The sequence below is a fragment of the Arthrobacter sp. B2060 genome, assembly GCF_059090445.1.
This window is the reverse complement of sequence record NZ_JBNHFR010000004.1, coordinates 60,660-80,769: the sequence shown is the minus strand read 5'-3', so window position 1 is coordinate 80,769 and position 20,110 is coordinate 60,660. Positions and strand designations below refer to the sequence as shown.

Genomic DNA, 20,110 nt, shown 5'->3' with positions numbered 1-20,110 from the left:
CCGCGCTGTCTTCTCCCAGGCGTCACCTTCCTCATCCCGCAACCAAGACTTCAGAATTTAGAGAACAAGAGAGAACAGGGACCATATGTCCAGCGAATCCTCCTTCGGCCTCATGCAGATCGGCCTCGCCACCGCGGAAGACATCCGCGGCTGGTCGTACGGCGAGGTTAAGAAGCCGGAAACCATTAACTACCGCACGCTCAAGCCCGAGAAGGACGGCCTCTTCTGCGAGAAGATCTTCGGCCCGTCCCGTGACTGGGAATGCTACTGCGGCAAGTACAAGCGCGTGCGCTTCAAGGGCATCATCTGTGAGCGGTGTGGCGTTGAAGTCACCCGTGCCAAGGTGCGCCGTGAGCGCATGGGCCACATCGAGCTGGCTGCGCCTGTAACCCACATCTGGTACTTCAAGGGTGTTCCCTCCCGCCTGGGCTACCTCCTTGACCTGGCACCGAAGGACCTCGAAAAGGTCATCTACTTCGCTGCTTACATGATTACCAGCGTCGATGAGGAAAGCCGCCACGCGGAGCTGCCCAACCTGCAGGTTGAGCACGACATCGAGAAGAAGCAGCTGATCGACAACCGCGACTCCGACATCGCGACGATCGCCCGTGACCTTGAGAACGAGCTTGCCCGTCTCGAGGGTGAAGGCGCCAAGGCTGCCGACAAGAAGAAGGCCCGCGATTCGGCTGACCGCCAGATGGCGAATGTCCGCAAGCGTGCGGACGCCGAGATCGAGCGCCTCGAGCAGGTCTGGGACCGGTTCAAGAACCTGAAGGTCGCCGACCTCGAAGGTGACGAAGGCCTGTACCGCGAGCTGCGCGACCGCTACGGCATCTACTTCGAAGGCTCCATGGGTGCCGAAGCCATCAAGAAGCGTCTTGAAAGCTTCGACATGCAGGCCGAGTCGGACGCACTGCGCGACGTCATCGCCAACGGCAAGGGCCAGCGCAAGACCCGCGCCCTGAAGCGTCTGAAGGTTGTCAACGCGTTCCTGACCACCAACAACAGCCCGCTCGGCATGGTGCTGGACGCTGTCCCGGTGATCCCGCCGGAACTGCGCCCGATGGTCCAGCTGGACGGTGGCCGCTTCGCGACCTCCGACCTCAACGACCTGTACCGCCGTGTGATCAACCGCAACAACCGCCTCAAGCGTCTGCTTGACCTGGGTGCTCCGGAGATCATCGTCAACAACGAGAAGCGCATGCTTCAGGAAGCTGTTGACAGCCTCTTCGACAACGGCCGCCGCGGCCGTCCGGTCACCGGACCGGGCAACCGTCCGCTGAAGTCCCTGAGCGACATGCTCAAGGGCAAGCAGGGCCGTTTCCGTCAGAACCTCCTCGGCAAGCGCGTTGACTACTCCGGCCGTTCGGTCATCGTCGTCGGCCCGCAGCTGAAGCTGCACCAGTGTGGTTTGCCCAAGCAGATGGCCCTGGAGCTGTTCAAGCCGTTCGTGATGAAGCGCCTGGTTGACCTCAACCACGCCCAGAACATCAAGTCGGCCAAGCGCATGGTTGAGCGTTACCGTCCGCAGGTCTGGGACGTCCTCGAAGAGATCATCACCGAGCACCCCGTGCTGCTGAACCGTGCACCTACCCTGCACCGCCTCGGCATCCAGGCGTTCGAGCCCCAGCTTGTTGAAGGCAAGGCCATCCAGCTTCACCCGCTGGTCTGTGGTGCCTTCAACGCTGACTTCGACGGCGACCAGATGGCAGTCCACCTGCCGCTGAGCCCGGAAGCCCAGGCTGAGGCACGCATCCTGATGCTCTCCTCGAACAACATTCTGAAGCCGTCCGACGGCCGTCCGGTAACCCTGCCTTCGCAGGATATGATCATCGGCCTGTACCACCTGACCACCAAGCGTGTCGGTTCGGCGGGCGAAGGACGGATCTTCGGTTCGGTTTCCGAAGCCATCATGGCGTTCGATGCCCACGAGCTGCACCTGAACTCCCAGGTTAAGATCCGGCTCGAGGGCTTCGTCCCCTACGCCGGCTGGGAAGCACCCGAAGGCTGGGAGCAGGGTCAGCCCGCACTGGTTGAAACCTCACTGGGCCAGGTCCTCTTCAACGAGACCCTGCCTGAGGACTACCCGTGGGTTGAGGCTGTTGCCGACAAGGGCGAACTGTCCCGCATCGTCAACGACCTCGCCGAGCGCTACCCGAAGGTTGTTACCGCGGCAACGCTGGATAACCTGAAGGATGCCGGTTTCTACTGGGCCACCCGCTCGGGCGTCACCGTCGCCATCTCCGACATTGAGGTCCCGGCCTCCAAGCCGGCGCTTCTGGCCGGCTACGAGGAGCGCGCTGCGAAGATTCAGGGCCAGTATGACAAGGGCCTGATCGACGACGACGAGCGCCGCCAGGAACTGATCGAGATCTGGAACAAGGCGACCAACGAGATTGCCCAGGCAATGCGTGACAGCCTGTCACCGATGAACACCATCAACCGCATGGTGTCCTCCGGTGCACGTGGTAACTGGATGCAGGTCCGTCAGATCGCGGGTATCCGTGGCCTGGTGGCCAACCCGAAGGGTGAAATCATCCCGCGTCCGATTAAGTCCTCCTACCGTGAGGGCCTGTCGGTGCTGGAATACTTCATCGCCACGCACGGCGCCCGTAAGGGTCTGGCTGACACCGCGCTGCGTACCGCCAACTCGGGTTACCTGACCCGTCGTCTGGTGGACGTTTCGCAGGACGTCATCGTCCGCGAAGAGGACTGCGGCACCGAGCGCGGCCTGGTGACTCCGATCGCCGTCGCCGACGCCAACGGTGAACTGGTGCTGGACGAGAACGTCGAGAACAGCGCCTACGCCCGTACGCTCGCGGTCGACGTCACCGATGCCAAGGGCAACGTCCTGGCAGCGGCCGGCACCGACTGCGGCGACGTCGTCATTGCCGAACTGTTCGCCGCCGGGATCACCGAGGTCAAGGTCCGCTCCGTACTCACCTGTGAGTCCAGCGTCGGCACCTGCGCCCTCTGCTACGGCCGTTCGCTGGCCACCGGCAAGACCGTGGACATCGGTGAGGCCGTCGGCATCATCGCCGCGCAGTCCATCGGTGAACCGGGCACCCAGCTGACCATGCGTACGTTCCACACCGGTGGTGCTGTTTCCGCCGGCGGCGGTGACGACATCACCCAGGGTCTGCCCCGTATCCAGGAGCTCTTCGAAGCCCGTACTCCTAAGGGTGTCGCGCCGATTGCTGAAGCAGCCGGCCGCATCACCATCGAAGAGTCCGAGCGCCAGATGCGCCTGGTCATCACGCCTGATGACGGTTCCGAGGAGATCGCGTACCCGGTCCTGCGCCGTTCGCGCCTCCTGATCGAGGACGGCCAGCACGTCACGGTGGGCCAGAAGCTCATCAACGGTCCGGTCGACCCGAAGCAGGTCCTGCGCATCATGGGCCCGCGTGCCGCACAGAAGTTCCTTGTGGACGAAGTGCAGGGCGTGTACCGCAGCCAGGGTATTGGCATCCACGACAAGCACGTGGAAGTCATCGTCCGCCAGATGCTGCGCCGCGTCACGGTCATCGAATCCGGCGAATCCGACCTGCTCCCGGGTGAGCTGGCCGAGCGCAGCCGTTTCGAGGATGCCAACCGCCGCGTTGTGTCCGAGGGCAAGACTCCGGCTTCCGGACGTCCTGAGCTCATGGGCATCACCAAGGCCTCCCTGGCCACCGAGTCCTGGCTGTCCGCAGCTTCCTTCCAGGAGACCACCCGCGTCCTGACGCAGGCCGCCATGGAAGGCAAGAGCGATCCGCTGCTCGGCCTCAAGGAGAACGTCATCATCGGTAAGCTGATCCCGGCCGGCACGGGTCTCCCGCGCTACACCGAGGTCACGGTGGAACCGACTGAAGAAGCAAAGGCCAACCTGTTCACCGGCCCGAGCGCATTCAGCGACTTCTCCTACGATTCCCTGGGCGGCGACGGAGCTCCTGAGTTCCACGCCATCCCGCTGGATGACTACGACCTGGGCAACGACTTCCGGTAACGGAACGCCTGGCGAAAGGCCCCGTTCGCGCTCTGCTTTCCTCAGCGGAGCGGGGGCGGGGCCTTTCCCGTCCCGTCCCGGCCCGATTAAGGCCTGGGACCCGTCCGTGTTAGACTGAGTACCAATTGTTATTGTGGCAGTGGATGAGTGCGCCCGGTTTAGCTAGAAGGCTGTATCAGCCTAAAGGCAGAACCAGAGCGACGTTTCCGGTTTGCAGGGTTCTTGTGCAACGTATGCCACATTTTTGCATGCCTAGGGACCTTTGAGGACGAAAGTCCGGTCATTCCCCATGTGTGCGATCCGACTATTAAGGCTTCGCCTCAGCTGCTCTGGAGACTTCTTCAAAGCTCGGGCGGCGGGGCAAAGCAAAAAGAGAGCGGCTGTAAGAGGCCGCTCCGGATAAAACGGAGAACACGAAAGTGCCTACGATTAACCAGCTGGTCCGCAAGGGCCGCACGCCGAAGGTCAAAAAGACCAAGGCTCCCGCGCTTAACGGCAGCCCGATGCGCCGCGGTGTTTGCACCCGCGTGTACACCACCACCCCGAAGAAGCCGAACTCGGCTCTGCGTAAGGTTGCACGTGTGCGCCTTAACGGTGGCATTGAAGTCACCGCCTACATCCCCGGTGTAGGCCACAACCTCCAGGAGCACTCCATTGTGCTCGTTCGTGGTGGTCGTGTGAAGGACCTCCCCGGTGTCCGCTACAAGATCGTCCGCGGCGCCCTCGATACCCAGGGTGTCAAGAACCGTAAGCAGGCCCGCAGCCGCTACGGCGCAAAGATGGAGAAGAAGTAATATGCCTCGCAAGGGTCCGGCCCCCAAGCGGCCGCTCGTACTAGATCCCGTTTACGGCTCCCCGCTGGTCACCCAGCTGATCAACAAGGTGCTCGTTGACGGCAAGAAGTCCACTGCAGAGCGCATCGTTTACGGTGCCCTCGAGGGTGCACGTGCCAAGTCCGGCGGCGACCCCGTTGCTGCCCTCAAGAAGGCTATGGAGAACGTCAAGCCTTCCCTCGAGGTCCGCTCCCGCCGTGTCGGTGGCGCCACGTACCAGGTTCCGGTTGAGGTCAAGCCCGGCCGTTCCACCGCCCTCGCGCTGCGCTGGCTGGTCGGCTACTCCAAGGCCCGCCGCGAAAAGACGATGACCGAGCGTCTCCAGAACGAAATCCTGGATGCCTCCAATGGTCTCGGTGCCGCTGTGAAGCGTCGCGAAGACACCCACAAGATGGCCGAGTCGAACAAGGCCTTCGCACACTACCGCTGGTAAAACTTCCCGGACGCCGCCGGCTCAGACGAGCCGGCGGCGAACGCGTAGTCCATCCGAAAGGGAGACACCGTGGCACAGGACGTGCTTACAGACCTTAGTAAGGTCCGCAACATCGGCATCATGGCCCACATTGATGCTGGCAAGACCACCACCACCGAGCGCATTCTGTTCTACACAGGTGTGAACCACAAGATCGGCGAAACGCACGACGGCGCGTCGACCACCGACTGGATGGAACAGGAGAAGGAACGCGGCATCACCATCACGTCTGCCGCCGTGACCTGCTTCTGGGAAAACAACCAGATCAACATCATTGACACCCCCGGCCACGTGGACTTCACCGTTGAGGTTGAGCGCTCCCTGCGCGTCCTCGACGGTGCCGTTGCCGTCTTTGATGGCAAGGAAGGCGTTGAGCCGCAGTCCGAGACCGTATGGCGTCAGGCTGACAAGTACAACGTTCCCCGTATCTGCTTCGTCAACAAGATGGACAAGCTCGGTGCTGACTTCTACTTCACCGTAGACACCATCATCAGCCGCCTCGGCGCCAAGCCGCTGGTCATGCAGCTGCCCATCGGTGCCGAGAACGACTTCATCGGCGTCGTGGACCTGCTCTACATGCGCTCCCTGGTGTGGCCCGGCGATGCCAAGGGTGACGTCACCATGGGTGCCAAGTACGAGATCCGCGAGATCCCGGCAGACCTCCAGGCCAAGGCCGAGGAATACCGCGCGAACCTCGTCGAGGCCGTTGCTGAATCCTCCGAGGAACTCATGGAGAAGTACCTCGAGGGTGAAGAAATCAGCATCGACGAGCTCAAGGCCGGCATCCGCAAGATGACGATCAACTCCGAGATCTACCCGGTCTTCTGTGGTTCCGCCTTCAAGAACCGCGGCGTTCAGCCGATGCTGGATGCCGTCGTCGACTACCTGCCGAACCCGCTCGACGTCCCCCCGATGATCGGTCACGATCCTCGCGACGAAGAGAAGGAACTGACCCGCGCACCTTCTTCGGAAGAGCCGTTCTCGGCTCTTGCGTTCAAGATTGCGGCTCACCCGTTCTTCGGCCAGCTGACCTTCATCCGCGTGTACTCCGGTCACGTGGAAGCAGGCGCACAGGTGGTCAACTCCACCAAGGGCAAGAAGGAACGCATCGGCAAGCTGTTCCAGATGCACGCCAACAAGGAAATGCCTGTTGAGGGCGCTACCGCCGGCCACATCTACGCAGCCATCGGTCTGAAGGACACCACCACGGGCGACACCCTGTGCGATGCCAGCAACCAGATCGTCCTCGAGTCCATGAGCTTCCCGGAGCCCGTGATCTCGGTTGCCATCGAGCCCAACACCAAGGGTGACCAGGAGAAGCTCTCCACGGCCATCCAGAAGCTCTCCGCTGAGGACCCGACCTTCCAGGTCTCCCTCAACGAAGACACCGGCCAGACCATCATCGCCGGCATGGGCGAGCTCCACCTGGACATCCTGGTGGACCGCATGCGCCGCGAGTTCAAGGTCGAAGCCAATGTTGGCAAGCCGCAGGTTGCTTACCGCGAGACCATCAAGCGCGCTGTAGAGCGTCACGACTACACGCACAAGAAGCAGACCGGTGGTTCCGGCCAGTTCGCAAAGATCCAGATTGCGATCGAGCCGCTGGACACCGCTGAGGGCGAGCTGTACGAGTTCGAGAACAAGGTCACCGGTGGCCGCGTTCCGCGCGAGTACATCCCGTCTGTCGATGCCGGTATCCAGGATGCGCTGAACGACGGCGTCCTGGCCGGATACCCGGTTGTCGGCATCAAGGCCACGCTGATTGACGGCGCCTACCACGATGTTGACTCCTCGGAAATGGCGTTCAAGATCGCCGGCCGTATGGCTTTCAAGGAAGCCGCACGCAAGGCGAACCCTGTTCTGCTCGAACCGCTGATGGATGTTGAGGTCCGCACCCCTGAGGAATACATGGGTGAAGTTATCGGTGACCTCAACTCCCGCCGTGGCCAGATGCAGTCCATGGAGGATGCCCAGGGCGTCAAGGTTGTCCGCGCGCACGTTCCGCTGTCCGGCATGTTCGGCTACATCGGCGACCTGCGTTCGAAGACCCAGGGACGCGCTGTGTACTCCATGACGTTCAACAGCTACGCCGAGGTCCCGAAGGCAGTTGCCGACGAGATCATCCAGAAGACCCGCGGCGAATAGTCTTCCGACTGTTCACGCGAAAAACTCGGGTGCGTTTTCCGGCAACGGGAACCCGCCTGGCTCAGGCGGCCGGCCTCCGGTCCAGACCGGATCCGGCCGCCTGAGCCGAACAGGCTCTAGGGGCTAGTATTAGTTCCTGAATCTGCAATTTCACCAATCCAAAGCCCCCCAAGTAGACTTACTGGAGTTTCTGCCGCGACAAGCGCGGTCGAAGGGTAAGTCATTTGAAAAACGTTCTAGGAGGAACCTGTGGCAAAGGCAAAGTTCGAGCGGACTAAGCCGCACGTTAACATCGGTACCATTGGTCACGTTGACCACGGTAAGACGACGTTGACGGCCGCCATTTCCAAGGTGCTGTACGACAAGTACCCGACTCTCAACGAGAAGCGTGACTTCGCGTCGATCGACTCTGCTCCCGAAGAGCGTCAGCGCGGCATTACCATCAACATCTCCCACGTTGAGTACCAGACCGAGAAGCGCCACTACGCACACGTAGACGCTCCGGGTCACGCTGACTACATCAAGAACATGATCACCGGCGCTGCTCAGATGGACGGTGCAATCCTCGTGGTTGCCGCCACTGACGGTCCGATGGCCCAGACCCGCGAGCACGTTCTGCTCGCCCGCCAGGTTGGCGTTCCCTACCTGCTGGTCGCGCTGAACAAGGCAGACATGGTTGATGACGAGGAACTCCTCGACCTCGTCGAAATGGAAGTTCGTGAGCTCCTGAGCTCGCAGGGCTTCGACGGCGACGAAGCTCCGGTTGTCCGCGTTTCCGGCCTGAAGGCCCTGGAAGGCGACCCCGAGTGGGTCAAGTCCGTTGAGGACCTGATGGCTGCTGTCGACGAGTCCGTTCCGGACCCCGTACGTGACCGCGACAAGCCGTTCCTGATGCCGATTGAAGACGTCTTCACCATCACTGGCCGTGGCACCGTTGTTACGGGCCGCGCCGAGCGTGGAACCCTCGCCATCAACTCTGAGGTCGAGATCGTCGGTATCCGCCCGGTCCAGAAGACCACGGTCACCGGTATCGAGATGTTCCACAAGCAGCTCGACGAAGCATGGGCCGGCGAGAACTGTGGCCTCCTGCTCCGCGGTCTGAAGCGCGATGACGTCGAGCGTGGCCAGGTTGTCGTCAAGCCGGGTTCCATCACCCCGCACACCGACTTCGAGGCCAACGTCTACATCCTCTCCAAGGACGAAGGCGGACGTCACAACCCGTTCTACTCGAACTACCGCCCGCAGTTCTACTTCCGCACCACGGACGTCACCGGCGTTATCACCCTGCCCGAAGGCACGGAAATGGTTATGCCCGGCGACAACACTGAGATGACCGTTGCGCTCATCCAGCCGATCGCTATGGAAGAGGGCCTCGGCTTCGCTATCCGCGAAGGCGGCCGCACCGTTGGTTCGGGACGTGTCACCAAGATCATCAAGTAGTAACTTGCTGATCATGGATCGGAAGGCCTAAGGGCCGGACGGATCTTCTAAACAGCCCCGCTGCTAGTGCAGCGGGGCTGTTTTTTGCTACTCTTAATCCATTCATTGGATTAATTGCTGCAGGGACCTCATGTCCGTCAGCAATAGTCGGAAGGCGGCGGCATGTGGACCTCAACGGATGAGGCGTACAACGCCGGCTACCGGGCCGGACACCTTCAGGGCTGGGTGGACGCGCTGGCCCAGTCCGGAGCTGCGGCTCATGCCGCGGGCGCTGCGCCCCCGGCGGAAGCACCCCAAGCCGGTGCACCCCAAGCCGGTGCACCCCAAGCCAGCGTGCCCAAGTCTGCGTGGCCCGAACCCCGGCGGCTGGCACCGCAGCCACGCCGGGCCGGTCACGCAGCAGGACCGGCCGTCTCGGAACGTCCGTCGTCCGTTCCTCCTCGTGCAGACATCGAACTCCGTACAGACGCCGAACTCCGGGCCGAGCGCGAGCAGGCACGGGCCAAGCGCGAGCGGCAAAACATCAACGTGACGCTCTACGTTGCCAGCCTGCTCCTCGTCGCCGCCGGATCGCTCTTTATCGGCACCGGACTCCCCGCACCGCTGCGGTTCGCGGGTGTCTGCACCATCACGGCGCTGTTCTATGTGGCGGGCCTGGTCCTGCACCAACGTGCACCGCGGCTTAAGCCGGCCGCCGTCGCCTTCTCCGGAACAGGGCTGGCCCTGATACCGGTTGCCGGCCTGGCCATGGACACCCTTGCCCTGGAGAATGCGCCGCTCTCCTGGCTGGCCACCTCAGCCGTAGGAACTGCGGCCTATGCGGTAGCGGCCGTTCGCCTGGAGAGCCGGGTCCTGGTCTATCTCTCGCTGTCATTCCTTGCAACCACCGCATGGTCGGGGGTCGCGGTCCTTGGCGGGGCGCTGATCTGGTATTTCACGGCACTTATTGGGGTGGCGGTGTTCTTCACCGTCCTTGCCATCCTGCAGCCCCGGTGGCTGCCGCCGCTGTACCTCCGGCCGCTAGCCCGGCTGCATCCCTTCATCGTTCCGGCGGTGGCGGTTGCAGCCACGGTCGTTCCGCTGATGCTTGGGCTGGGGGATTATGCGCGCATTATGGCGATGTGCGGCTGCTACTTCGCGGTGACCTCGGTGTCACCAGGGACGCATTTCCGAACACTTCAGTTCCTGGCGGCCAGGGTCAGTCTGACGGTGGCGGCGGCCGTCGCGGTATGGGACCTGACAAACCGGGGGAGTGCCGCCCTCGCCGCGGCAGCCGTGCTGCTGGCAGCCCAGGCACTGGCAACGGTCCTTATTGCCGGCCGCCTGGGAAGGGGGCCGTTCCAGGACACGGTCACCGGCGTCATACGCCACCGCCGGTGGCAGGCGGACGTGCTCGCCACTTTTGGCGGTCAGCTGCTGGTGACCGTGGTCTTCGCGGCCGCGGAGCCGTTGGATCTGATGATGGGGCTGGCAGGCACAGCTGAAGGGTGGATGCTGCCGGTACTGACGTGGTTGGCGCTCCTGACAGGCATGGTGCTTGCGGCCAAGCAACGCGGGGCTGCGGAGTGGGCCCCTGTTGGTGCGCTCGGCATGGCCATCCTCCTGGCGGGCCCGCTGGGTGCGTGGACTCTGGCTGGACTGCTCGTCGCCGGAGCGGTCTTATGGATCCTGCGGTCCCTCCCGCCGGCTGCGCCGCTGCGGCTCCATTTCCTCCTCGCGGCGCGCCTGGCCGTGAGCCTCGCTGCACCGGTTGTGACGGCAGCGGTCGTTGGTGACAGCGACGCACGGTTCCAGTACGCCGTCCTGGTGCTGGTCCTGGTACTGGCCCTTCAGCAGCTGGGCACGGCTGCCTTGCTCCGGCGCCGCATTCGGGCCTTGGCGCCGCAGGCAACCCTGGCGCTGTTCACCGCTGCAGGCGTGGGAGCCATGACGGTGCTGGCACTTGTTGAGGAGGAGACCTCGCTGTTTCCTGAGGCGGAGCACGTAGGAGGCATAGCCCTCGGTGCCCAGCTTCTTGCTTCGCTGGTCGTGGGCGTGATGCTGTTTGCGCGGCAGGAAAACAAGGGTGGCTGGCGTCCATCCATCCCCGAGGCCGTTCCGCTGTTCGTTTCCGCTGCGGCCGTGCCCCTCGCCTTCGAAACCCTCACACTCCCGCTGGGCAATGCTGCGCTTTTCGCCACCACGGCCTACCTTGCGCTGACGGCCGCCCGCGCAGGGAAAGACGCTGCCCCCACGGCGAACAGGGGAGCGCCAGCCCTGCCTTTTGTCCGTGGAGGAACCACGCGCGGGCGATGCTACTGGTGGCTCGCCCGTGCTGCCGCAACGGCACTGGTGCTGACCCTGTTCCACCAGCTCGTCCGCGACGCCGGCCCCGTGCGGCTCGGCGGGGAGAACCTTGCGCCGGCAACTGTCCTCGCCGTCGCGCTGTTCCTTCAGCTCGCTGTTCCGTTGCGGGCGGCACTCCGGGGGACGGCAGAAGGACGTGATTTGGCGGACGCCGCCGTCCTTCTCGTGCTGCAGGCAGCAGCTATCGTGGCGGTGGATGTCCCTGCATCCGTCTTCGATCGGGAGACGCTGTCGACGCATGCCCTGTTCACCACGGTGCTCCTCTCCACCGGTGCCGCCGCTGCGGGCTATCTGCTCCGGCGTCAGCCATGGTCGGCAGTGTTCGCTCCTGCTACCCTCGCCTTCCTGCTGCTGATACGCGGCGACAACCTTCCCGCCGTTGAGATTCTGCTGGCCGTCTTCGCGGTCTTCAGCGCAGCCATGGTGGTTGGCATGGAGAACCGCATGTGGAGAGGCGGGTACTTCGCGACGGCCCGCGTCCTGGCTGCGGCGCTGGCGGTGGTGCTCAGCTACGACGTCTCGGCATCAGCCACCGTCGTCGCGGTGGCCTTCGCGCTGGTGCTCGCGGCGCAGCACGTCATCCGCTGGGTCATGCGGTACCGGCTGACAGACGTCCCGTTCCAGCAGGCAGCGGTCTGGATCACGCTGGCAGGCCAGGCGCTGCTTCCGCTCGTATATCTTGCCCAGCCGTTCGGTGGGGACCTTACCGCGGACGACGGCGGCCGTTGGGTCGTGCTGTTGTCCCTGCTTCTGCTGCTGCTCTCCGCCGTTGCGGCCGGCCGGTTCTTTGCCGCCCGCGGAGCTGTCTACCTCACCGTCTACGCTGCGGCCTTCGCCGTGATCGCGCTGGGGCCGCTGCTGCCCTTCCCTCCGCTTTCCTCGGCTGCCGTGTTCCTCGCAGCCCCCGTGCTGACCCACACAGGCGTCGCGTTGGCTTTGCTGGCGCTGTCCCTGGCCTCCACGGCAGGGGGGATTCTGTGGCGGCACCGCTTAGGCGAAGGGGTCGACCGCTGGCTGTGGCTGGCGGCTGCACTCACGTTCGGCTCCGCGTCGGCCGCGCTGGCTCCGCCGTCCGCGGAGTGGATTTCCGGGCTGGCTGTGCTCGCGCTCTCGGCTGCATGTTTCGCTGCTGCGCACCTCGACCCGCTCCCCGGTTTCTACCCGCCGGCAGTTCTGGCGGCGCTGGCTGGTGCGGTCATGGCGGCGGAGGACGCCCTGGGAGACGCGTCGGGACCGTGGGGCTTTTACCTGCCGTGGCTGGGTGGCGGGGGTGCAGCGGCCGTGGCACTCTACGCGGCGGGCAGGCTCCGCGGCCGGCGGCTGCCAGATGCGACGCGGCGGGCCGGCGGATCGGTCGAGGCGGCCGGCCGGTATCGCGACATTCCCTACCTCTCCCTGGTGGGAGCAGCAGTCCTGGGGTTTGCCGCCGCAGGTCTAACGGGGTTGCTGTACAGCGCTACATCCTGGGCGGGGGCTGCGCTGGTAACCGTAACCGCCGTCGTCGTCTGGCTGGAGGCACCGGCCACGGTGCGGAGGCCTGCCGCGGAGCTCGGTTCCCTGGCAGTGACTGCCGCGGTCCAGCGCGCGGCGCTCTTTGCCGAACCCGGGTGGCCTGGCCCGTTCTGGGATGATGCCATTTCGCCCGACCTGCTCCCGCCCGACCCATTCTGGACGCTCCAGTGGTACGTCGTGTGGGCTGCGGCGCTGGGCGTGCTGCGCTACCGGTCCGGCCACGCCGCTGGCGGAAAGCTGTACCTGGGCCTTGCCGCCGGTCTGCTCTCGTTGTGCGGGGTCCTGGTGATCCTCGGCGGCGATGGCGCCCAGCAGCTTTGGGTGTTGGCATTCTTCTCCCTGCTGCTCGTGGCGGGGCTGGGCTACGGCGAACGGCTCTTTGTTGGATGGGGTGCGGTGGGCGTCGCACTGTGCATCATGTGGGCCATGCGCCAGTACACGTATGCACTTCTTGCCCTGATCGCAGCAGGCCTCATCGCACTCGCCCTCTGGAAGCTCAGCCGCGGTAAGCCGGCCGGGATGGACTGAGCGGCACCTGTCCGTATAGCTTGGCCGTGCCCTGATATCGTTGCCCCAAGAGAGAGGGGGCGCATCATGGAATTTCTGATCTTCCTGGTCGTGGTTGCAGCGGTTGTGGCGGGTGTCTTCTGGGCCAAGAAGTATTTCCGCAATGAGATTGACCGCGCCAAGCGCATCAACCGCGCCAACAAGAACAAATAGCGCCAGGTCTTTTAAGCGCGTGCTTGCCGGGCGCGGCTGAGGGCCTGCAGCCAGTAGAACGACGTTTTGGGCGTGCGTTTGAGCGTGTCAAAGTCCACATGGACCAGACCGAAGCGCTGCGAATACCCGGCTGCCCATTCGAAGTTATCCATCAGCGTCCAGACGTAGTACCCCAGCAGTTCCACGTCGTGCGCAATCCCACCCGGTGCGGTGGAAGCCATCGCATGATGGAGATGGTGGGCCAGATACTCGATCCGGCGGGCATCCTCGATGGGCCCGGTGACGTGCTCCGGCTCCGGGAAGCTCGCGCCGCTCTCGGTGATGTACAGCGGAGGCAGGGCCGCCCCGTACCTGTCTTTGAGTTCGCGCAGCAGAATTCCCAGATGGTCGGGCGCCACCGGCCAGCCGAAGCCCGTGATGTCGTATTCCGGGAAGGGCGCCATATGGAACGGCATACGGGCCATGACCTCGGTCCTGCCCGCGGGACTTCTGGCCGGACCCCGTCCGGTGGCAACCTTCACCGGGTAGTAGTAGTTCACCCCGTAGAAATCCAGGGGCTGGCTGATGAGGCGGAGGTCGTCGTCGGAAGCCCTCGTAAGGTACCTGAACCAGGGGCGGGCAGCGGCGGGAGGCTTGGGATAGCGGCCCAGGAGAATGGGATCGGCGTAGATCCTGTTGAGGACCAGGTCAAACACCTTGGCCAGCAGGCGGTCGGTGAACCTCCCCGAGGCCGGACGCACGGGTGAATGAAGATTCGTCACGCCGATGCCGCCGATAACGCCGGCAGCACGCAGCGCCTGGACGGCAAGCCCGTGCGCCAGCAGCTGGTGATGCACCGAGGGCAGGGCATTGAAGAGCAGGTCCCGGCCAGGCGCATGCACGCCAAGCGCATAGCCGTTCAGGGTCACGGAGACGGGCTCGTTGAGCGTGACCCACTGCGCAACGCGGTCGCCTAGCCGTTTGCCGGCGGCCGCGGCATACGCCGCGAAATGCTCCGCCGTGGCGCGGTTCATCCAGCCGCCGCTGTGTTCGAGGGGGAGCGGTGTGTCCCAGTGGTAGAGGGTCACCATGGGGGAGATGCCGGCTGCGAGCAGCTGGTCGATGAGCCTGTCGTAAAAACCCAGCCCCTGGGAGTTGAAGGCACCGCGGCCGTCCGGCTGGATTCGCGGCCAGGACAGCGAGAAGCGGTAGGAATCGATGCCCAGTTCTCGGATCAGGGCGATGTCTTCGGGAACCCGGTTGTAATGGTCGCAGGCCACCGCGGGGGAGTGCCCGTTCAGTATCTTGCCGGGTTTGGCGGCGAACGCATCCCAGCCTGACGGGCCCCGGCCGTCGGCCGCCAGGGCGCCCTCGATCTGAAAGGCTGCAGCCGCCACTCCCAGGGTGAACCCGGGCCTGAGCCGCCCTGCGAGGTCCTGCACGGAAGAGTTGTCTACGGCGTCAGCATTCTGCCCGGCCACTCATCTATCATCCATTCGAAATTTTCCGAAGGCAATGACCCCGCTTATAGGGCCTGGTGGGACGGGCAACGTGCCGGCCAACCGGCCCCCGCTGGCCCCAACTTGGACCGTACTGGGCGCGCTGCGGGCTGATTCGCTTCCCCGGGCAAAATCCGGCATACTAGATGAGTTGTTCAAGCGCTTCTTCGCGTCCCGATCCGGATAATGCCGGGTGCCAGGGTCCAAGTCGAAGTCCAAACATAACCCACCCCCCATGGAACTGCGGGCTCGCACGCTTCGAAGGTGCGACACGCCCGACCGCGGGGGTCGGTTACGCCGGCAGGTTGAGGAACCCGGATTCTTCCGGATTCAGCTTGTGCGGCGGGTGGTAGTCCTAACTTCAAATGCTTCGGCAGCCACACAACGAGTAAGTGAACAGGGCAGCCCCAACCAGGGGAAGCACAGACTGAAAGAGAGTCAGGCGACATGGCGGGACAAAAAATCCGCATCCGGCTGAAGTCATACGACCACGAGGTCATTGACGTTTCAGCACGGAAGATCGTTGAGACGGTCACGCGCGCAGGCGCAACGGTAGTCGGCCCCGTGCCGCTGCCTACGGAGAAGAACGTTTACTGCGTTATCCGCTCTCCCCACAAGTACAAGGACAGCCGCGAGCACTTCGAAATGCGCACGCACAAGCGTCTGATCGACATCATCGACCCCACGCCGAAGGCAGTTGACTCGCTTATGCGCCTCGACCTGCCGGCCGACGTGAACATCGAAATCAAGCTGTAGGGAGGTGCTGAGAGACTATGACCGCAACCCGTAACGTAAAGGGCCTGCTGGGCACGAAGCTCGGCATGACCCAGGTCTGGGACGAGAACAACAAGCTCATCCCCGTCACTGTTGTCCAGGCTGACTCGAACGTCATCACCCAGCTGCGCAACGCAGACACTGATGGCTACGTCGCCGTTCAGATCGGCTACGGCCAGATCGATCCCCGCAAGGTCACCAAGCCGCTGGCTGGTCACTTTGAGAAGGCAGGCGTCACGCCTCGCCGCCACGTCGTCGAACTCCGTACCGCAGATGCTGCCGAGTACGAGCTGGGCCAGGAGCTCTCTGTAGAGGTCTTCGAAGCCGGCCAGAAGATCGACGTCATCGGCACCACCAAGGGTAAGGGCTTCGCCGGTGTCATGAAGCGTCACGGCTTCCACGGCGTTGGAGCTTCCCACGGTGCCCACAAGAACCACCGTAAGCCCGGTTCAATCGGTGGCGCATCCACCCCGAGCCGCGTCTTCAAGGGCATGAAAATGGCCGGCCGCATGGGCGCCGTTCGTCACACCACGCTGAACCTCACTGTTCACGCGGTTGACGTCGAGAAGTCGCTGCTCCTGATCAAGGGCGCCGTTCCCGGTGCCCGCGGCCAGGTCGTACTCGTACGCACCGCCGTGAAGGGAGCCTAGTCCAATGGCTAACACTGTCCAGGTTGACCTGCCTGCAGAGATCTTCGACGTTCAGACCAACGTGCCGCTGCTGCACCAGGTCGTCGTTGCACAGCTCGCTGCTGCTCGCCAGGGTACCCACAAGACCAAGACCCGCGCCGAAGTTTCCGGTGCAGGCCGCAAGCCGTTCAAGCAGAAGGGTACCGGCCGCGCCCGTCAGGGTTCGATCCGCGCTCCTCACATGACCGGTGGTGGCATTGTCCACGGTCCGACCCCTCGCGACTACAGCCAGCGCACCCCCAAGAAGATGATTGCTGCTGCACTCCGCGGCGCACTGTCTGACCGCGCCCGTAACGGACGCATCCACGTCGTTGCTGAACTGGTTGCCGGCTCCAAGCCGTCCTCCAAGGAAGCACTGGCAACGCTGCGCGGCGTCTCCGAGCGCAAGAACCTGCTCGTTGTCATTGAGCGCGCCAACGATGTTGCTGCACTGTCCGTGCGCAACCTCGAGGAAGTTCACGTTCTGTACGCAGACCAGCTGAACACCTACGACGTTCTCGTTTCTGACGACGTAGTCTTCACCAAGGCTGCCTACGAAGCATTCGTTGCTGACAAGGCTGCAAAGAACGAGGAGGATGCCAAGTGAGCGCAGCCACCATCAAAGACCCCCGCGACGTCGTGCTTGCACCCGTCGTGTCGGAAAAGAGCTACGGCCTGATCGACGAGGGCAAGTACACCTTCCTGGTGGACCCCCGCTCGAACAAGACCGAGATCAAGCTGGCCGTGGAGAAGATTTTCTCCGTCAAGGTCGAATCGATCAACACCATCAACCGTGCCGGTAAGCGCAAGCGCACCAAATTCGGATGGGGTACCCGCAAGAACACCAAGCGTGCGATTGTCACCCTCAAAGAAGGCACTATCGACATCTTCGGCGGTCCGCTCGCGTAGCGGAGACCACTTTAACGAGGAAATGAATTATGGGAATCCGTAAATACAAGCCGACTACCCCGGGCCGTCGCGGCTCGAGCGTAGCGGACTTCACCGAAATCACGCGGTCGACGCCGGAAAAGTCGTTGGTACGTCCGCTGCCCAAAAAGGGTGGCCGTAACAACACCGGTAAGATCACGACCCGTCACAAGGGTGGTGGACACAAGCGTCAGTACCGTCTGATCGACTTCCGCCGCCACGACAAGGACGGCGTCAACGCCCGCGTTGCCGAAATCGAGTACGATCCGAACCGCACGGCTCGCATCGCCCTCCTGCACTACGTTGATGGCACCAAGCGCTACATCATCGCCCCGAACAAGCTCTCCCAGGGCGACTTCGTGGAGGCCGGCGCCAACGCTGACATCAAGCCTGGCAACAACCTGCCCCTGCGCAACATCCCCGTCGGTACCGTTATCCACGCAGTTGAACTGCGTCCGGGTGGCGGCGCCAAGATGGCCCGTTCCGCTGGAGCTTCTGTTCAGCTCGTCGCCAAGGAAGGCCGTTTCGCCCAGCTGCGTCTGCCCTCCGGCGAAATCCGCAACGTTGATGTGCGCTGCCGCGCAACCATCGGCGAGGTCGGCAACGCCGAGCAGTCGAACATCAACTGGGGCAAGGCCGGCCGTATGCGGTGGAAGGGCGTTCGCCCGACCGTCCGTGGTGTCGCCATGAACCCGGTCGATCACCCGCATGGTGGTGGTGAAGGCAAGACCTCCGGTGGACGTCACCCGGTCAACCCGAATGGTAAGCCTGAAGGCCGTACCCGCCGTCCCAACAAAGAGAGCGACAAGCTTATTGTTCGTCGCCGTCGTACTGGCAAGAACAAGCGATAGGAGCCTGGACACATGCCACGCAGCCTGAAAAAAGGTCCTTTCGTTGACCAGCACCTCTTTGTGAAGGTAGCAAGGGAAAACGAAAAGGGCACCAAGAACGTCATCAAGACCTGGTCCCGCCGTTCGATGATCATCCCCGACATGCTCGGGCACACGATCGCCGTGCACGACGGACGCAAGCACATCCCGGTGTTTGTCACCGAGTCGATGGTCGGGCACAAGCTCGGCGAATTCGCTCCGACGCGGACATTCCGCGGCCATGTCAAGGACGACCGTAAGGGCAAGCGCCGCTAGGCGCCTGCACTTACGTCAAAGACGAGAGAAGGAAAGCAATGGAAGCCAAGGCAATTGCGCGTCACATCCGCGTAACGCCTATGAAGGCCCGGCGCGTCGTCAACCTTGTTCGTGGTAAGCAAGCGAACGAGGCTCTGGCAATTCTGAAGTTTGCCCCCCAGGCAGCTTCTGAGCCGGTATTCAAGGTAGTTCAGTCGGCAATCTCCAACGCCCGGGTCCTCGCGGACCGCGACGGCGTTGCGTTTGACGAAGGTGACCTCATCATCAGCGAAGCGTTTGTTGATGAAGGCCCGACCATGAAGCGGTTCCAGCCGCGTGCTCAGGGTCGTGCATTTCAGATCAAGAAGCGCACCAGCCACATCACCGTGGTAGTCGCTACCCCGGAGAAAGAGGAGGCTCGCTAAGTGGGACAGAAAGTAAACCCGCACGGGTTCCGACTCGGCATCACCACCGATCACGTATCGCACTGGTTCGCTGACAGCACCAAGTCCGGTCAGCGGTACAAGGACTTCGTTCGCGAAGACATCCGTATCCGCCAGCTCATGTCCACGGGCATGGAGCGCGCCGGTATCGCCAAGGTTGAGATCGAGCGCACCCGCGACCGCGTCCGCGTGGACATCCACACGGCACGTCCGGGCATCGTCATCGGCCGCCGCGGCGCTGAAGCAGACCGCATCCGCGGCGAGCTCGAAAAGCTCACCGGCAAGCAGGTCCAGCTGAACATCCTCGAGGTCAAGAACCCCGAGATGGAAGCCCAGCTTGTTGCCCAGGGTGTTGCCGAGCAGCTGACTTCCCGCGTGGCGTTCCGCCGTGCGATGAAGAAAGCCATGCAGTCCGCGCAGCGTGCCGGTGCCAAGGGTATCCGTATCGCCTGCTCCGGCCGTCTGGGTGGCGCAGAAATGTCCCGCTCGGAGTTCTACCGCGAAGGCCGTGTGCCCCTGCACACCCTCCGCGCGAACATCGACTACGGCTTCTACGAAGCCAAGACCACCTTCGGCCGCATCGGCGTGAAGGTCTGGATCTACAAGGGTGACGTCACCTCCAAGGAACTGGCTCAGCAGGCAGCTGCTGCTCCGTCCCGCGGACGCTCCGGCGACCGTCCGGGCCGCCCCGGTGGCGCCGACCGTGGTGACCGCCGCCGTCGTACCGACCGTCCGGCAGCCGACGCAGCACCTGCTGCTGCAGCTCCGGCAGCCGAGGCTGCTTCTGCCGCTCCGGCACAGGCAGCAGAAGGAGGACAGGCTTAAATGCTTATCCCACGTCGAGTCAAGCACCGTAAGCAGCACCACCCGGGTCGTTCCGGCGCTGCCACGGGCGGCACCAAGGTCTCCTTCGGTGAGTACGGTATCCAGGCCCTGAGCCCGGCTTACGTCACGAACCGTCAGATCGAATCTGCCCGTATCGCGATGACCCGCCACATCAAGCGTGGCGGTAAGGTCTGGATCAACATCTACCCGGACCGTCCGCTGACGAAGAAGCCGGCCGAAACCCGCATGGGTTCCGGTAAGGGTTCTCCGGAATGGTGGGTCGCCAACGTCAAGCCGGGCCGGGTTCTCTTCGAACTCTCCGGTGTCAATGAAGAGGTAGCTCGCGAGGCCCTGCGCCTGGCAATCCACAAGCTGCCGTTGAAGGCACGCATTGTGCGTCGCGAAGGTGGTGAATAGA

At 63.4% G+C, this 20,110-nt stretch carries 17 protein-coding genes; 16 read left to right on the top strand and 1 reads right to left on the bottom strand.

What is annotated here, in order from left to right:
• Positions 1 to 85 precede the first annotated feature (85 nt).
• The 7 genes from AC5RUM_RS09165 to AC5RUM_RS09135 all read left to right on the top strand — a co-directional run bounded on the left by AC5RUM_RS09165 (position 86) and on the right by AC5RUM_RS09135 (position 13,453).
• Positions 86 to 3,985 carry a DNA-directed RNA polymerase subunit beta' gene (locus tag AC5RUM_RS09165; protein ID WP_494034625.1) on the top strand — a complete coding sequence of 1,300 codons (3,900 nt, stop codon included), beginning with the start codon at positions 86 to 88 and terminating at the stop codon, positions 3,983 to 3,985.
• Positions 3,986 to 4,404: 419 nt separating this feature from the next.
• Positions 4,405 to 4,779 (top strand): 30S ribosomal protein S12, encoded by a 375-nt coding sequence (gene rpsL / locus AC5RUM_RS09160; RefSeq protein WP_018773658.1) that lies wholly within the window; start codon positions 4,405 to 4,407, stop codon positions 4,777 to 4,779.
• Position 4,780: 1 nt separating this feature from the next.
• Complete coding sequence (gene rpsG, locus AC5RUM_RS09155; protein WP_011692813.1) at positions 4,781 to 5,251, top strand: 30S ribosomal protein S7; 471 nt, start codon at positions 4,781 to 4,783, stop codon at positions 5,249 to 5,251.
• Positions 5,252 to 5,320: 69 nt separating this feature from the next.
• The gene (gene fusA / locus AC5RUM_RS09150; RefSeq protein WP_494034624.1) at positions 5,321 to 7,435 is read left to right on the top strand and encodes an elongation factor G; all 2,115 of its coding nucleotides are present in this window, start codon (positions 5,321 to 5,323) and stop codon (positions 7,433 to 7,435) included.
• A 249-nt stretch (positions 7,436 to 7,684) separates the two neighbouring features.
• The gene (tuf, locus tag AC5RUM_RS09145) at positions 7,685 to 8,875 is read left to right on the top strand and encodes an elongation factor Tu (protein WP_003803827.1); all 1,191 of its coding nucleotides are present in this window, start codon (positions 7,685 to 7,687) and stop codon (positions 8,873 to 8,875) included.
• A gap of 162 nt (positions 8,876 to 9,037) precedes the next feature.
• Positions 9,038 to 13,261, top strand: coding sequence for a hypothetical protein (locus AC5RUM_RS09140; RefSeq protein WP_494034623.1), 4,224 nt, complete (start codon positions 9,038 to 9,040; stop codon positions 13,259 to 13,261).
• A gap of 66 nt (positions 13,262 to 13,327) precedes the next feature.
• Positions 13,328 to 13,453 carry a hypothetical protein gene (locus tag AC5RUM_RS09135; protein WP_494034622.1) on the top strand — a complete coding sequence of 42 codons (126 nt, stop codon included), beginning with the start codon at positions 13,328 to 13,330 and terminating at the stop codon, positions 13,451 to 13,453.
• An 11-nt stretch (positions 13,454 to 13,464) separates the two neighbouring features.
• Here the strand turns inward: AC5RUM_RS09135 and AC5RUM_RS09130 are convergent, their stop codons facing one another.
• Positions 13,465 to 14,913 (bottom strand): GH1 family beta-glucosidase, encoded by a 1,449-nt coding sequence (locus AC5RUM_RS09130; protein ID WP_494034621.1) that lies wholly within the window; start codon positions 14,911 to 14,913, stop codon positions 13,465 to 13,467.
• A gap of 465 nt (positions 14,914 to 15,378) precedes the next feature.
• On the opposite strand from AC5RUM_RS09130, the gene rpsJ reads away from it, so the two are divergent.
• The 9 genes from rpsJ to rplP are packed head-to-tail and all read left to right on the top strand — an operon-like array spanning position 15,379 to position 20,109.
• On the top strand, positions 15,379 to 15,687 hold the full coding sequence (rpsJ, locus tag AC5RUM_RS09125) for a 30S ribosomal protein S10 (RefSeq protein ID WP_003803825.1): 309 nt from the start codon (positions 15,379 to 15,381) through the stop codon (positions 15,685 to 15,687).
• Between the two features lie 17 nt (positions 15,688 to 15,704).
• A complete protein-coding gene (gene rplC / locus AC5RUM_RS09120) occupies positions 15,705 to 16,355 on the top strand; it encodes a 50S ribosomal protein L3 (protein ID WP_354215548.1) in 651 nt (216 codons plus the stop codon).
• Between the two features lie 4 nt (positions 16,356 to 16,359).
• Positions 16,360 to 16,980: a 50S ribosomal protein L4 gene (gene rplD, locus AC5RUM_RS09115; RefSeq protein WP_400580291.1), complete on the top strand. Its 621-nt coding sequence runs from the start codon at positions 16,360 to 16,362 to the stop codon at positions 16,978 to 16,980.
• Positions 16,977 to 17,282, top strand: coding sequence for a 50S ribosomal protein L23 (gene rplW, locus AC5RUM_RS09110; protein ID WP_011692807.1), 306 nt, complete (start codon positions 16,977 to 16,979; stop codon positions 17,280 to 17,282). Before rplD ends, rplW begins: the two co-directional genes overlap by 4 nt.
• Before the next feature lie 29 nt (positions 17,283 to 17,311).
• On the top strand, positions 17,312 to 18,151 hold the full coding sequence (gene rplB, locus AC5RUM_RS09105; protein WP_003803804.1) for a 50S ribosomal protein L2: 840 nt from the start codon (positions 17,312 to 17,314) through the stop codon (positions 18,149 to 18,151).
• A 12-nt stretch (positions 18,152 to 18,163) separates the two neighbouring features.
• Positions 18,164 to 18,445 carry a 30S ribosomal protein S19 gene (gene rpsS / locus AC5RUM_RS09100; RefSeq protein ID WP_003803803.1) on the top strand — a complete coding sequence of 94 codons (282 nt, stop codon included), beginning with the start codon at positions 18,164 to 18,166 and terminating at the stop codon, positions 18,443 to 18,445.
• Positions 18,446 to 18,483: 38 nt separating this feature from the next.
• Positions 18,484 to 18,849: a 50S ribosomal protein L22 gene (rplV, locus tag AC5RUM_RS09095; protein WP_003803798.1), complete on the top strand. Its 366-nt coding sequence runs from the start codon at positions 18,484 to 18,486 to the stop codon at positions 18,847 to 18,849.
• Entirely contained in the window at positions 18,850 to 19,692 is an 843-nt protein-coding gene (gene rpsC / locus AC5RUM_RS09090) for a 30S ribosomal protein S3 (protein WP_400479013.1), read from the top strand.
• Positions 19,693 to 20,109 carry a 50S ribosomal protein L16 gene (gene rplP, locus AC5RUM_RS09085; RefSeq protein ID WP_003803795.1) on the top strand — a complete coding sequence of 139 codons (417 nt, stop codon included), beginning with the start codon at positions 19,693 to 19,695 and terminating at the stop codon, positions 20,107 to 20,109. It begins immediately after the preceding gene.
• The last annotated feature ends 1 nt before the right edge of the window (position 20,110 follow it).

Bases quoted from the DNA above. Each gene is read 5' to 3' on its own strand.
- AC5RUM_RS09140 (WP_494034623.1), top strand. From the start codon at position 9,038: ATGTGGACCTCAACGGATGAGGCGTACAACGCCGGCTACCGGGCCGGA.
- rplB (WP_003803804.1), top strand. From the start codon at position 17,312: ATGGGAATCCGTAAATACAAGCCGACTACCCCGGGCCGTCGCGGCTCG.
- rplD (WP_400580291.1), top strand. From the start codon at position 16,360: ATGGCTAACACTGTCCAGGTTGACCTGCCTGCAGAGATCTTCGACGTT.
- rpsS (WP_003803803.1), top strand. From the start codon at position 18,164: ATGCCACGCAGCCTGAAAAAAGGTCCTTTCGTTGACCAGCACCTCTTT.
- rpsG (WP_011692813.1), top strand. From the start codon at position 4,781: ATGCCTCGCAAGGGTCCGGCCCCCAAGCGGCCGCTCGTACTAGATCCC.
- rplV (WP_003803798.1), top strand. From the start codon at position 18,484: ATGGAAGCCAAGGCAATTGCGCGTCACATCCGCGTAACGCCTATGAAG.
- rpsJ (WP_003803825.1), top strand. From the start codon at position 15,379: ATGGCGGGACAAAAAATCCGCATCCGGCTGAAGTCATACGACCACGAG.
- AC5RUM_RS09135 (WP_494034622.1), top strand. From the start codon at position 13,328: ATGGAATTTCTGATCTTCCTGGTCGTGGTTGCAGCGGTTGTGGCGGGT.
- AC5RUM_RS09165 (WP_494034625.1), top strand. From the start codon at position 86: ATGTCCAGCGAATCCTCCTTCGGCCTCATGCAGATCGGCCTCGCCACC.
- rplC (WP_354215548.1), top strand. From the start codon at position 15,705: ATGACCGCAACCCGTAACGTAAAGGGCCTGCTGGGCACGAAGCTCGGC.
- rplP (WP_003803795.1), top strand. From the start codon at position 19,693: ATGCTTATCCCACGTCGAGTCAAGCACCGTAAGCAGCACCACCCGGGT.